11 protein-coding genes are annotated in these 13,507 nt (G+C 72.2%); 7 read left to right on the top strand and 4 right to left on the bottom strand.

What is annotated here, in order from left to right:
• The first annotated feature begins 95 nt into the window (after positions 1-95).
• A complete protein-coding gene (locus ACIBBB_RS24595) occupies positions 96-2,546 on the top strand; it encodes an HAD-IC family P-type ATPase (RefSeq protein ID WP_398985414.1) in 2,451 nt (816 codons plus the stop codon).
• A 60-nt stretch (positions 2,547-2,606) separates the two neighbouring features.
• Here ACIBBB_RS24595 and ACIBBB_RS24590 read toward each other — a convergent pair whose 3' ends face one another.
• From ACIBBB_RS24590 to ACIBBB_RS24580, 3 genes are all read right to left on the bottom strand, one after another.
• Entirely contained in the window at positions 2,607-3,467 is an 861-nt protein-coding gene (locus ACIBBB_RS24590; RefSeq protein WP_398985412.1) for a calcium-binding protein, read from the bottom strand.
• 128 nt (positions 3,468-3,595) lie between these two features.
• Positions 3,596-6,700, bottom strand: coding sequence for a sacsin N-terminal ATP-binding-like domain-containing protein (locus ACIBBB_RS24585; protein ID WP_398985409.1), 3,105 nt, complete (start codon positions 6,698-6,700; stop codon positions 3,596-3,598).
• A gap of 136 nt (positions 6,701-6,836) precedes the next feature.
• Positions 6,837-7,616, bottom strand: coding sequence for a GntR family transcriptional regulator (locus ACIBBB_RS24580; RefSeq protein WP_398985407.1), 780 nt, complete (start codon positions 7,614-7,616; stop codon positions 6,837-6,839).
• 117 nt (positions 7,617-7,733) lie between these two features.
• On the opposite strand from ACIBBB_RS24580, the gene ACIBBB_RS24575 reads away from it, so the two are divergent.
• Both ACIBBB_RS24575 and ACIBBB_RS24570 read left to right on the top strand, forming a co-directional pair.
• On the top strand, positions 7,734-8,087 hold the full coding sequence (locus tag ACIBBB_RS24575; protein ID WP_398985405.1) for a hypothetical protein: 354 nt from the start codon (positions 7,734-7,736) through the stop codon (positions 8,085-8,087).
• Entirely contained in the window at positions 8,087-8,545 is a 459-nt protein-coding gene (locus ACIBBB_RS24570; RefSeq protein ID WP_398985403.1) for a hypothetical protein, read from the top strand. Before ACIBBB_RS24575 ends, ACIBBB_RS24570 begins: the two co-directional genes overlap by 1 nt.
• 79 nt (positions 8,546-8,624) lie before the next feature.
• Here ACIBBB_RS24570 and ACIBBB_RS24565 read toward each other — a convergent pair whose 3' ends face one another.
• A complete protein-coding gene (locus ACIBBB_RS24565; RefSeq protein ID WP_398985401.1) occupies positions 8,625-9,563 on the bottom strand; it encodes a DUF3027 domain-containing protein in 939 nt (312 codons plus the stop codon).
• Positions 9,564-9,982: 419 nt separating this feature from the next.
• Here ACIBBB_RS24565 and ACIBBB_RS24560 point away from each other — a divergent pair, with 419 nt between their 5' ends.
• From ACIBBB_RS24560 to ACIBBB_RS24545, 4 genes are read left to right on the top strand one after another with little or no spacing between them, the layout of a single operon-like run.
• Positions 9,983-11,332: an MFS transporter gene (locus tag ACIBBB_RS24560; RefSeq protein WP_398985399.1), complete on the top strand. Its 1,350-nt coding sequence runs from the start codon at positions 9,983-9,985 to the stop codon at positions 11,330-11,332.
• Between the two features lie 27 nt (positions 11,333-11,359).
• Positions 11,360-11,851: a DUF2771 domain-containing protein gene (locus ACIBBB_RS24555; protein WP_398985397.1), complete on the top strand. Its 492-nt coding sequence runs from the start codon at positions 11,360-11,362 to the stop codon at positions 11,849-11,851.
• Between the two features lie 44 nt (positions 11,852-11,895).
• Entirely contained in the window at positions 11,896-12,600 is a 705-nt protein-coding gene (locus ACIBBB_RS24550) for a futalosine hydrolase (RefSeq protein WP_398985395.1), read from the top strand.
• A complete protein-coding gene (locus tag ACIBBB_RS24545) occupies positions 12,597-13,454 on the top strand; it encodes a 1,4-dihydroxy-6-naphthoate synthase (protein WP_398985393.1) in 858 nt (285 codons plus the stop codon). The genes ACIBBB_RS24550 and ACIBBB_RS24545 overlap by 4 nt, the downstream gene beginning before the upstream one ends.
• Positions 13,455-13,507 lie beyond the last annotated feature (53 nt).

Below are 13,507 nucleotides of genomic sequence, written 5' to 3'. Positions count from 1 at the left end.
CATGGGTGGACTTCCGGTCCCACCTCTCGTACCTCGGTCGGATCTTCGGGCCCTCCTGCGGGTGAACGCCCCCTTCCGGCCGTAACGTCGGTCTCATGACTCAGCGGGCGAAGATCGACACCGGCGACGGCGAGCCACGCGACCCCATCGACGCGGGTGCGCTGCTCGGCCGTTCGAAGGAGCCGGCGGGGCGCGCCACCGGTCTGACCGCCGCGGAGGTCGCCGAGCGGGTGGCGCGGGGCGAGGTCAACGACGTTCCCGTACGCAGCAGCCGCTCCACCGTCGAGATCGTCCGCGCCAACGTCTTCACCCGGTTCAACGCGCTCATCGGGGTGCTCTGGGCGATCGTGCTCGTCGTCGCGCCGATCCAGGACAGCCTCTTCGGCTTCGTGATCATCGCGAACACCGGTATCGGCATCATCCAGGAGCTGCGCGCCAAGAAGACGCTCGACGGTCTGGCCGTCATCGGCGAGGCCAAGCCGGTGGTACGGCGGGACGGCGTCGCCGCCGGGATCTCCACCTCCGAGATCGTCCTCGGCGACCTCGTCGAACTCGGCCCCGGCGACAAGGTCGTCGTGGACGGCGAGATCGTCGAGGCCGACAGCCTGGAGGTCGACGAGTCACTGCTCACCGGTGAGGCCGACCCGGTGCTCAAACACCCCGGCGACACGGTGATGTCGGGCAGCTTCGTGGTCTCGGGCGGCGGCGCGTTCCGGGCGACCAAGGTCGGACGGGAGGCGTACGCGGCGCAACTCGCCGAGGAGGCCTCGCGCTTCACTCTCGTCCAGTCCGAACTGCGCACCGGCATCAGCACGATTCTCAAGTACGTGACCTGGATGATGATCCCGACGGCGATCGGGCTGATCATCAGCCTGCTCGTCGCCGAGGACAGAGAATTCAAGGACTCCGTCGCCCGGACCATCGGCGGCATCGTCCCGATGATCCCGGAGGGCCTGGTCCTGCTGACCTCGGTCGCGTTCGCGATCGGTGTCATCCGGCTCGGCCGCAAGCAGTGCCTGGTCCAGGAGCTGCCCGCGATCGAGGGCCTGGCCCGCGTGGACGTCGTCTGCCTCGACAAGACGGGCACGCTCACCGAGGGCGGCATGGACGTCACCGAGCTCCGGCCGCTGAACGGCGGTGACGAGGCGTACGTACGCACGGTGCTCGGCGCCCTCGGCGCGTCCGACCCCCGGCCCAACGCCAGCCTCAAGGCGATCATCGACGCGTATCCGGACGAGTCCGGGTGGCACGCCACGGCGGCGCTGCCGTTCTCATCGGCCCGCAAGTACAGCGGCGCCACGTTCGAGGGCGATCCCGAGGGCGGCGGCGGGCCCGTCAGCTGGCTCCTGGGCGCGCCCGACATCCTGCTGCCCGCCGGCGACCCCACGCTCACCGAGATCGACTCCCTCAACGAGCAGGGCCTGCGCGTACTCCTGCTGGCCCGCCCGGAGGGCGCCGTCGCGCTCGACGCGCCCGACGTGACGGACGGCGCGCGGGCGACGGCGCTCGTGGTGCTGGAGCAGCGGCTGCGCCCCGACGCCGCCGAGACCCTCACCTACTTCGCCGACCAGGACGTCCAGGCGAAGGTGATCTCCGGCGACAACGCGGTCTCGGTCGGCGCCGTCGCCGCGAAGCTCGGGCTGCCGGGCGCGGACCGTACGGTGGACGCGCGCCTGCTGCCCAGCGACCGGGACGAGATGGCGGACGCGCTCGAATCGGCGTCGGTCTTCGGCCGGGTCAGCCCGCAGCAGAAGCGCGAGATGGTGGGCGCGCTCCAGTCGCACGGCCATACGGTCGCGATGACCGGTGACGGCGTGAACGACGTCCTCGCCCTGAAGGACGCCGACATCGGTGTCGCGATGGGCTCGGGGTCGGAGGCGACGCGGGCGGTCGCCCAGATCGTGCTCCTCAACAACAGCTTCGCCACGCTGCCCTCGGTGGTGGCCGAGGGCCGACGTGTGATCGGGAACATCACGCGCGTCGCGACACTGTTCCTGACGAAGACGGTCTACTCCGTGCTGCTGGCCATCCTGGTGGTGTGCACGCAGGTGGAGTATCCGTTCCTGCCCCGGCATCTGACGCTGATCTCCACGCTCACGATCGGCGTCCCCGCCTTCTTCCTGGCCCTCGCGCCCAACAAGGAGCGCGCCCAGCCGAACTTCGTACGCAGGGTGATGCGGTACTCGGTACCCAGCGGCATCATCGCCTCGGCCACCACGTTCGCGACGTATCTGCTGGCCCGCACTCATCACAGCGGGCCCGGCTCGCTGTCCGCCGAGACGAGCGCGGCGACGCTGACGCTGTTCCTGGTCACGATGTGGGTACTGGTGATCATCGCCCGCCCCTACACCTGGTGGCGGATGGGGCTGGTGCTGGCGATGGGGTTCCTCTTCCTGCTCGTGCTGGCGGTGCCGTGGCTCCAGAACTTCTTCGCGCTGAAGCTGGTAGGGACGACGCTGCCGTGGACGGCGGTGGCGATCGCGGGCGTGGGCGCGGTGCTGCTGGAAGTGGCGTGGCGGCTGGTGGACCGGAAGTATCCGGCGTAACGGGCGGGGGACGGCGAAGGGCCCCGCGCACCTCGCGCGGGGCCCGGTCCGGCTGATGCGTCAGCGCACGTCGACGAAGTCGCCGGCCGGGATGATCGCCGGGGTGGTGGACGTACCGGCGAAGTTCCAGCGCCAGTAGCCGTCCACGGTCGCCTTGGACGTGGTCTTCAGCGTGCCCGTGGTGGAGGTCTTGACGCCCTTGACCGAGGTGTAGGCGGTGCTGGTGCTCTTACGGAACTCCAGCTTCACGGACTGGGTGGCGTAGCCCTTGTAGGTGCCCGTCTCCCAGTTGGCACGGGTCAGCTTGCCCGTGATCGTGACCGTGCCGCCCTTCACCACCGGCTCGGGGGCGGCGTTGACGTCCAGCTTCGCCAGCCGCTGGAGGCTCGTCCTGCCGAACTTGTCGCTCTGCGCGCTGAAGGTGTCCTTCGAATTCACCCAGACTCCAACGTTCCAGCCCTTGGAGTCGCTGTTGAGGAGCCACGTGGGATCGATTTCGATGGTCTGCGTGCAGATGGATGTGGTCGTGCTGGTGCCCACAGGCACGCAGGAGGTGGGACCGGTGGACCCGAAGCCGAAGGACTCCGGGACGTCCACACTGACCCCGGTCCAGATGATCGCGTCGGCGTCCGTGATGCCGGACGGGTGCGACGCGGTGATCGAGACCGTGACCTTCTTGACGGCCTTGGCGCCGACGATGATGGGCTTGCCACCGTTCACCACGGCCTTGCTGATCACCGGGGCCTCGCCGGCCTCCCTGGCCCTGCCCTTCGCCGCGGCGGCCGACCCCTGGTGCGTGGCGGAGCCGTAGGACGGCACGCCGGGACGGTCGTCCGCGGGCGCGGCCTGGGTGGCCGGCACGGCGAGAGCCGACAGAGCCAGGGCACCGGTCGCGACGGCAACAGTGGCACGGATTCGCATGCGTTTCCCCATTTGTCAGTGAGCCTGATTGGCTCGCCTGGTCAGACGAGAAGCATGCGCCGATGGTTGTGCGTCACGTGACTTTTTCGTGAAGGTCACACATCTGGGGCCGTGCGTCCGGACCGCCGTCAGTCGAACCAGCGGTCCCGCGCCAACTCCTCGGTACGCGACGCGTCTTCCAGCAGCGCGGCCACCTCGAAGCGGCGCGGCCACTGTCCCGCCGACCACGCCAGACCGGCGGCGACACCCTCCACGGTGGACGCGTGGACCGTGCCGTCCGGCGTCCGCCGCCAGTCCAGCTCGGTGCCGCCCGCGAGCAGCCGCTCGTGCTCGATGTACGTGTCGGGGGTGCCCGCGCCGAGCAGTACGTGGACGGACTCCGGGACCTCGTACTCCTCGCCCCGCGTCGTCACCTCCGCCGTGACGCTCTCGCCGAGCCGCCCGACCTGGAGCAGCTCCGCGAGTTCGGCGGCCCGCGCCGGGGCCACCGGCAGCAGCGGCATCCCCTCGGTCAGCGGCAGCAGATCGGGTACGTCCGCGATCACGGCGTCCGCCGCGTCCACGATCCGCACCTCGCCGTCCACCACGGCCCGCAACTCGTCCGGGAGTGTGACCTGTTCGGGGTCGAGATCGGCGATCGCCGTGTAGAGGGCGTGCAGTTGAGGTGCCGTCACCTCCCGGTCCGGGTCGGCAAGGCGCGAGAGCAGCTCGGCGGCGCCGCCGGGCTCGTCGAGCAGGGCGGCGACCGAGGTCCGTACACCCAGCGCGCGCAGCACCTGGACGTCCTCGAACCCGGAGGCGTCCACAGCGTCGTACAGTCCGGCCAGCAGCGGATCGCCGCCCGCCGCGCGCAGACCCGCCGGGCGCCGTCCGTCGAGCACGGGGTGGTCGCGCAGCCACCAGGCGGTGTAAGAGCGCACGCTCTCGGTCGTGCCGTCGGGCAGCAGCACCCGTACGGGCGCGGTCAGCGCGTCCCGCAGCGGCGGCCGTGCCAGCAGGGCGAGCGCCTGCGGCCAGGCGTCGTCGTCCACCAGGTCCAGGTCGCGTACGGCCACGATCTCGGTGGCGACCGGCGGCACGGGCGTCTCGGGCAGCCGGTCCAGCACGTCCTCGCACCAGACGTCGACGGCGTCGAGCAGCCCGGCGTCGTCGGGCTCGGCGAAGTCGCCGTCGCGCGGCTCCAGTTCGTCCGGGTCCAGGACGACGTCCGTGGCGCGTACGAGGGTGAAGTTGGCCAGCACCCCGCAGGCGGCCAGCGCCTGTTCGCCCCAGCGTTCGGCCAGTTCGGCGTCGCACAGGGCGAGTTCGTCCTCGCGCATGACGGCGGCGAACGGGCTGCCGGGCAGCACGAGTTCACCGGCGGGGGCGAGTTCGCCCTCCTCGTCGGGCAGGGCGAGCGCGGCCAGCCATGGCTCGTCGCCGACGTCCAGATCCGCGTCCCGCACCAGCGCGAGGACCGTCTCGGCCAGCTCGTCGGCGTCGAGCGACTTCTCTTCGTCCCAGACCTCGCCGGCGTCCAGCGAGGCGGCGACCGCCGCCCGTACCTCCGGGGTCGTCAGCACGGCGCGCGGGGTCGCGGGCAGCGCGCCGAGCTTCTCCAGCAGCGGGTGGGCGGCATCCGGGTGCGCCACCTTCAGTCCGAGCCTGGCCAGGTCGGCCGGTGTCTCGGCGAGGGGCAGCAGGACCCGGCGGGGGCCGACCGCCGTGCGGCCGCCGACGAGCGGGACCGGCAGTCCGGACAGCCGGTCCGGGTCGACTCCGGCCAGGGACTCGTAGAGCCGCCGCCACCACTCGGGGGCGCGCTCGGTGCCGCCGATGCGCTCGATGGCCTCGCCGAGGGGCAGTCGGCCCACCGTCAGGGACCGCAGCTCCGTGCGCCGTTCGAGCCCGGCGGGCAGCAACGTGGGCAGTACTTCGGCCAGTACGCGTACGGTGTCGGCGCCCGCGCCCTCCACGACCTCCGCCTCGAAGGGCCGCAGCGCGGTCAACTCCTCGCTGGGGGCGGCCGGTTCGAGGAAGGCGACGCGCGGCAGCCGCTGAAGGATCGCGGCGCGCAGCACGCCGTCCAGCTCGCCCTTGCCGAGCGGCCCCGGCACCAGGTCGATGGTGCCGGTCGACACCGGCAGCCAGTCGCCGAGGAGTTCGGCGTACGCGTCGGCCGCCCGCTCCACCAGGAAGTCGGTGAGCGGTCCGGGCGCGGGGTGCCGCCGGGTGGTGTCCAGCGGCAGCGAGGCGATCAACAGGGCGGGCACGCCCAGGGGTTCGTCGGTCGGCGTCGGGGCGTGCACCACGGGCGCCGTACGGGGCGGGACGGGGGAGCCCTCGGCGTCCACGGGAACGGCCCAGGTGACCGCCCAGTGGGGGCGCAGACGCTCCTCCACGGGCCGGCCTTCGAGAAGTTCCGGCGCGGTGGCGCCGTGGTGGCTGACGACCCGCCAGCGGCTCACCGCCTCGGCGGCGCTGTCCTCGACGTGCACGTACGGGCCGTGCTCGCCGCGCCTCAACACCCGCTCGCCGTCCGGGGTTTCGACCACGATCTCTTCCAGGCCCGGCAGGGTCAGCAGCAGCGCGTCGTCGATCGCGGCGAGCAGCCGCTCCACCAGATCGAGCGCGGTCCCGTCCCGCAGGGGAAGTATGACCACGGTGTCGTAACCGTCGGGGGCGCTGCCCTCGGCGGGCAGCGGCAGCCGCAGCAGCGGCACATGACCGTCCCGGCGCCGCAGCTCGTCGCCGAGCCCCGGGCTCGTCCGCGCGGTCTCCCGGGCCAGCTCGCGCGCCTCGGCGAGCGACCACCGGACACCGCCGTGCCGGCCGACGACGGCGGGTTCGTCGCTGACGGCGATGACGGCGGCGAAGCCGACACCGAAGCGCCCGACGGCGGACTCGTGCCCCTCGCGCTTGGCGGAGGCGCGCAGGGTGCTGAGGGATTCGACGCCCACCGCGTCGAGGGGCGCGCCGGTGTTGGCGGCCACGAGCACGGCGGGGCCTTCGGCGGTGGCCGCCCGCAGGGTGAGCCGGAGCCGGCCGGGAGCTCCGGCGCGGGCGGCGGCGTCGGCGGCGTTCTGCGCCAGCTCGACGATCAGGCGGTCACGGTAGCCGCCGAGCGCGAGGTCCTCCTCGGCGTTGGCGTCCTCCCGGAAGCGGGCGGGGCCCGCGCCCCACGAGGCCAGTACCGCACGCCGCAGCCGAGCCGTTCCGAACGGGTCGGCCCCCTCGGTCGTCGTGACGCTCACCTGTGACTCCGCTCTCTCCGCCTGCCGGTCCCGTATCGGTAAGTGTGCGGCCCGAAGGTACCGCGCGGCGCGCCTCCGGCGGGGTGCGGGTCCATATCAGCGGCGCTAGGCAGGAACGCTTTCGTGCGTCCGGGGTTCAGTCGTCCAGGTCGATGACAAAGTCAACGACTGTGGTGTCCGCTCTACGCACGATCGGATGTGCGACCTCCACGATGCGTCCGGTGTCCGCGATGTGCCGTCGGGTGTACCGCAGCACCGGGACCCCGGCACCGACGCGCAGAGTCGCGGCCTCGACCTCGGTCGGCATCGCCGCCGTGAAACTCTCGGTGATGCGGTTGACGTGGATGCCCAGGCTGCCGAGCTGCGTGCGGGTGCCGCCCGGCCACGGCTCGTTGATCGGATCCGCCACGGGTGTGCCGGCAACATCGGACCAGCGCACGTAGCTGGTGGACATTTGCGTCGGCTGATCGTTGTCGTGGAAGACGAAATGCCGGGCGAGGAGCCGTTCGCCGGGCTCGCATTCGAACAGCGCGGCCAACTCGGCGCTGGCCTGGACCCGTTCGAACCGCTTGTCGAGCCGGTACTCTGACCAGCCGATGCCCTGGTCGCGGGTGTACGGCGTGGCCCTGGCTCCAGGCGCGCCGCGGTACCGGTCGGCGGCCATGCGGTGGACGGGCGGCTGCGGCCTCACTCGCGTCCCGGCCCTTGCCTTGGACTCGATCAGCCCCTCGTTGCGGAGCAGGCTGAGCGCGTTGCGGATCGTCGTCTCCGATACGCGGTACGCCTCGCACAGCTCGGGAAGCGTGGGCAGCCGATCGCCGGGCCCGTACTCGCCGGACGAGATGCGGCGCCGCAGGTCAGCGGCGATCCGCAGGTACTCGGGCTGTGCCACCGCCACACCACCGTCCTCAATCATCGCGTCAATCTGTACACACATACTCTCCCCTCCCACTTGACCAGCACCAACTCCCGCAATCTGAGTACAGAAAGACACTATCCGTACACAGATAGCCACGGAAGCCGAGGGACAGCCATGTCCGAATCGGGACACACCTGGCGCCTGGTCTTCAAGGGCCACCCTGCCGAGGCCGCCCGCGTCCGGCAGTGGACCAGGGGCCGCCTTACACACAGGGACGCCCCCGCCATCGCGAACGAACTGTTCGTCGCGATCCTCGGCAGCTCGCCCGCCCGACGCCCCAATGCCGTCGAGATCACCATCTCGACCGCCGGCCGACGGGCACGCATCAGCGCCAGTGGCGCCCATCCCCTGCCCATGCTCCAGGTCCACGGACCGGGCGTTCTGATCATCGACCGGCTGTCGCAGTCGTACGGCGCCACCGCCGACGGATACGGCGTGTGGGCCCGACTTGTCCAGGAGTTGACCTGATGCCCGACGAGACGCGGACCCGACCGGCGGGACTGGATCCGGCCTACCGGACAGGGGAGCACGCTTGCTGCCGACGCCCCGAGGAGGCCCCTGTCCGAGGCCCGCTGGCGCCCGTCGAGACGCCACCGGAAGTGGGAGCCTCGGTTCTCGACATCGCCGTGGGCAGGTTGGCGGAGTACCGGGGGACGGGCGACGGGCGGTGGCGGCTGCGGTCGTTTCTCGGTACGGACGAGTGGGAGGCGCGCCCCGAGGACGTGCGGCGGACAGAAGAAGTCCACGCGCCAGGCGGCGGCACCGCGACCCCCGAAGCGCACGCGGAGTGCGAGGAGTGCGACGCGTGGTGGTGGGCCGAGCAACTTGCCTTCGATGAAGGCGGGTTGAGCGAGGCCGTCGACTGCCGCCTATACCTCGGACGGCACCAGAACGCGGCGCACGCCACCGCGTCACGCACGACGTGACCTGCGGGCAGCGCCCCGCCGCCGAGCGGGTCAGCAGTCGCCCACGTCCTCCATGGGGCCGTCCGGCCCAGCAGGCACCTCAGGGCTGGTCCGAGGCCCCCCGCGTACCGGCACCGTCGCCGCTCCCCGAGGACCCCAGCGGGAACGCGTCCGCGCCCAGCTCGTCCAGGACGTGCGGCGCCGGACGCGGCGGCGTCGGCATGACCGCGGCCTCGGAGTGGCCGCCGCAGCCGTACGCCAGCGACACCACCCGCCCGTCCGCCGGCGAGAACTCGTTGGCGCAGACGCCGAACGCCTGCCGCAGCGAGCCGGCCAGCGGCAGGAGGAAGCCGCAGGAGACACAGGGCGCGGGTGCCGCCTGTGCCATCGGGGTCTTGGCGCCGAAGGCCTCGTCCCACCGGTCGGCCGCGATGTGGAGCCCGTACCGGGACAGCACTCTGGCCCGGCGCATGCCGAGTTCCTCGGCGACCGCCGCGATCGTGCCGCGCACGCTGAGCGGTGTGCCCTCGTCGGCGGCCGGTACGACGCCGCGGTCCGTCTCCTCCGCGTCCTCCGCCTCGACCAGCTCGGCCAGGGCCTGCGGGGTGACGGCGTCCGGCACCGCCGAGTTCGGCGGGGGTGTGTCCTCGCCGCTGTAGCCGGGCTCCAGGCGCAGATCCTCCGCCTCGGTCGGCAGCAGATCGCCGGGGCCCATGTCGCCGGGGCGCAGCCGGTCGCTCCACGGCACCCATTCGGGGGCCTGGAGGGAGTCGGGGCCGGGCAGCAGCACCGTTTCGTCAAGGGTGACGAGCTTGGAGCGGGACGCGCGGGCGACGGTCACCGCCCAGCGCCAGCCGCGGTAGCCCATCTCCTTGCATTCGAAGAGATGCGTCACCACACGGTCACCCTCGGACACCACCGCCACATGCTCACCTACGACACCGGGCGCGGCAGCCTCCTCGGCCGCCGACCTCGCGAGGTCCACCGCCTCGGCGCACAGGCGGTCGGGGGTTCGGCTTCGAGTCGTCGCAGCACTCACAGGTCTCGCTTCTCTCCTACGCCGTTTCACGGGTGCGCCGGCCGATTCACGATGTACGGGCCGAGGGCGGAGCGGACCAGAGGGCCGCATCGACGTCCACGCCCGACTTCTCCCGGGCACACCTACCGTCAACCATTCTGCGGGATGACGAAGAGGCGCGCGGCCGAGAACAACCGCCGGTGGCGCGCTACGCACGCTACCCCCTCCACCGCCCGCCGCCCACCTGCACGCCCCCTTTCCCCGAGTTCGGGCAGCCCGCAGGCGGTGCGCCGACCCGGGAAAGACTCCGGAACCATCGGTGGACAGGGGCCCCCGAGACGCCGTGAAATCTCGGCAAAGTAATGAGAAGAACAGCTGAAGTCCGCGCGTCAGGGACGTCGCGGGCGTTCCGCCACGCGAAGTGGGGGCACTATGACGGGGTGGCAGCCGTCAGGTCGTCCGAGCGCTCCGGTCCGCTCCGCAGAGCGGGGCGGACGGTCGGGCGTGCCCTGCACCTGCCGTTCACGGGCACCGCGAAGGGCATCCGCAAGGCCACGCACGCCCACGGCGCGGGCGAGTCCGGGCTCGGCAGACTGATCGAGCTGCACGCCGTGAACGGCGCGGGTGACGTCATGATCACCGTCGCCCTGGCGTCGACGGTCTTCTTCTCCGTACCGACCGACGAGGCCCGTGGCCGCGTCGCGCTCTACCTCGCCGTCACCATGGCCCCCTTCGCGCTCCTGGCCCCGGTGATCGGCCCCCTTCTGGACCGCGTCCCGCACGGCCGCCGGGCCGCGATGGCCGGTGCCATGCTGACCAGGGCGCTGCTCGCGCTGACCATGTCGGGCGCGGTCGCGACGGGCGGTCTTGAGCTCTATCCGGCCGCGCTGGGCGTGCTCGTCGCGTCGAAGGCGTACGGAGTCGTACGCAGCGCCGTCGTGCCACGGCTGCTCCCACCGAAGTTCCCCCTGGTCCGGGCCAACTCCCGGGTGACCCTCGCGGGACTTCTCGCGACGGGTGCGGCGGCCCCGATCGGGGTCGGCCTCCAGCAGATCGGGCCCCAGTGGCCGCTGTACGGCGCGTTCGTCATCTTCGCCGCGGGCACCTTCCTGGCGTTCACGATGCCGCCGAAGGTGGACTCCGCGAAGGGCGAGCGCAAGGCGCAGCTGCTGGCGCGCGCGGGCAAGAAGCGGCCGAGTCTGCGGACGGTCGGCCCGTCCGTCTTCAACGGCCTCCAGTCGAACGCGGCGCACCGCGCGCTCTCCGGCTTCCTGATCTTCTTCCTGGCGTTCCTGCTGCGCCAGCATCCGATGGCGGGGCTGAGCGCCGCCGTCTCGCTGACCATCGTGGGTGTCGCCGCCGGTACGGGCAACGCGGTCGGTACGGCGGTGGGCGCCTGGCTCAAGGCCCGCGCGCCCGAGCTGATCATCGTGTCCGTGCTGGGTCTCGCGCTCACGGCGGCGATCTTCGCCGCGGTGTTCTTCGGCGGCGTGATGATCGCGGTGCTCGCCGCCGTGGCCGGTTTCTCGCAGGCGCTGTCGAAGCTGTCGCTGGACGCGTGCATCCAGCGGGACGTGCCGGAGGAGGTCCGTACGTCCGCCTTCGCGCGCGTCGAGACGCTGCTCCAGATGTCCTGGGTGGTGGGCGGCGTGATCGGTATCGCCCTGCCGCTCAACGGTGTGCTCGGCATGTCGGTGGCCGCCGGTCTGCTGGCGACCGGAGCGGCCTTCTCCGTACGGGGACTGCTCGGCGCGGCCCGGCACGGCGCGCCGCACCCGCGCGCTGCCTGAGCCCGGCCGGGCGATAGCCTTCGGCTCATGACCGCCCCGTTTATCTCTGCCAGGGTCCGCCGGACCGGTGTCGCGTTCGGCGCCATGTCCGCGGGCCTGCTCGCTCTTTCGGCCTGCGACAAGCCGACGCCGCTCGCGACGCTGACGGTCGGCACGGACTCCGTGCACTCCGAGGCGGCCTGCTACAACCACGGCGAGTCGGTGGGCACGGAGGCCGCGCTCGACAAGTGCCTCAACGACACCTCCGGCCGCAAGACGGTCGACGTCGCCCCCGACGACGACATCCACTTCGGCGTCGACCCGGAGATCGCGGACAACGGCTGGACCTTCTACCTGGAGGGCCAGCGGGTCGAGCCCGAGCCGAACAAGAACACCTACCGCACCTTCCCCGCCGAGGTGTTCTTCTCCTCGCAGACCGGCGAGCCGATCACCGCCGTGAGTCTGAGCATCGTCGAGACGAGCGAGAAGGAGCGGGCCGTGACCGGGGTCTGGAACTTCCAGCTGAAGAAGAAGTCCTGATTCCTGCCGGTGTCGCCGGACTTCCAGGCGAGGGAGGGGCGTTCGTGCGCGTGCTGGTGGTGACGGCCGTGCGGGCCGAGGCCGACGCGGTCTCCGGCGGGCTCGGTGCCGCCGCGGACGCGGCCACGGAGCGCCGCCTGCCCGGCGGTTACGTCCTGACCTCCCACCCGGGCGCCGATGTGCTCGTGGCCGGGGTCGGCTCCGCGGCGGCCGCTTCCGGTACGGCGACGGCGCTCGCCTGCGCGGAGGTCTCCTCGGCCCCGTACGGCCTGGTGGTCTCCGCCGGTATCGGCGGCGGGTTCCAGCCACTCGCCCCCGTGGGCTCGCTGGTGGTGGCGGACGCCATCGTCGCCGCCGACCTGGGCGCCGAGACGCCCGAGGGTTTCCTCCCGGTGGACGAGCTGGGCTTCGGCCGCACCGTCCACCACCCGCCCCCGGACCTCACCGCCCGCATCGCGGGCCTCCTGGGCGCCGTCCACGCGCCGGTGCTCACCGTCTCCACCGTGACCGGATCGGCGGCCCGTACCGCCGAGCTGGCCGCACGTCACCCGCGCGCCGCCGCCGAGGCCATGGAGGGTTTCGGCGTCGCGGAGGCCGCGGCGGCGTACGGCGTGCCGGTGGCCGAGATCCGCGCGGTCTCCAACGCCGTAGGCCCGCGTGACCGTCCGGCCTGGCGCATCGGCCAGGCGCTGGAGGCGCTGCGGGGGGCCTGCCGGCAACTCAGCCCCGTCTTCGAGGAGTCGCCATGAGGCACGCCGCCGTACCGCCCCTGCGGATCGCGTACTCGCCCTGTCCCAACGACACGTTCGTCTTCGACGCCTGGGCGCACGGGCGGGTGCCCGGCGCGCCCGAGCTGGACGTGACGTTCGCGGACATCGACATCACCAACGGCATGGCCGAGCGCGGCGAGTTGGACGTACTGAAGGTGTCGTACGCCGTGCTGCCGTGGGTCCTCGACGAGTACACGCTGCTGCCGTGCGGCGGCGCGCTCGGCCGGGGCAACGGCCCGCTGGTCCTGACCCGCGGACCGGACACCGACCTGACCGGCGGGACCGTCGCCGTACCGTCCGAACGCTCGACCGCGTACCTGCTGTTCAGGCTCTGGGCGGCCGATGTGCTGCCGGGCGGGGTGGGCCGGATCGTGGTCATGCCCTTCCACGAGATCATGCCGGCGGTGCGCGACGGCAAGGTCGACGCGGGGCTCGTCATCCACGAGGCGCGCTTCACCTACCAGGACTACGGGCTGCACAGCCTCGCCGACATGGGTGAGCACTGGGAGTCCACGACGGGCCTGCCGATCCCGCTGGGCGCGATCATCGCGAAGCGGAATCTGGGCGCGGACACGCTTCAGGCGCTGGCCGAGTCGGCGCGTACGTCGGTCCGGATGGCATGGGACGACCCGGAGACCTCACGCCCGTACGTACGCGCGCACGCGCAGGAGATGGACCCGGCGGTCGCGGAACAGCACATCGCGCTGTACGTCAACGAGTTCACCGCCGATCTGGGCCCGGACGGCTACGCGGCGGTACGCGGCCTCCTCACCCGGGCGGCGGACGAGGGCCTGGTCCCGCCGCTCTCCCCGGACGCGCTGACCTTCGGCTGACGCCTTGAGCGGCCGGGCGCCCCGGTCCCGGGACCGGGGCGCGCGCGCCGCTT

Source organism: Streptomyces sp. NPDC051217, assembly GCF_044455465.1.
In the GTDB taxonomy this organism is placed as follows: domain Bacteria; phylum Actinomycetota; class Actinomycetes; order Streptomycetales; family Streptomycetaceae; genus Streptomyces.
Note: the sequence above shows the minus strand (reverse complement) of the source record. Positions and strands in the feature narration are given on the sequence as shown.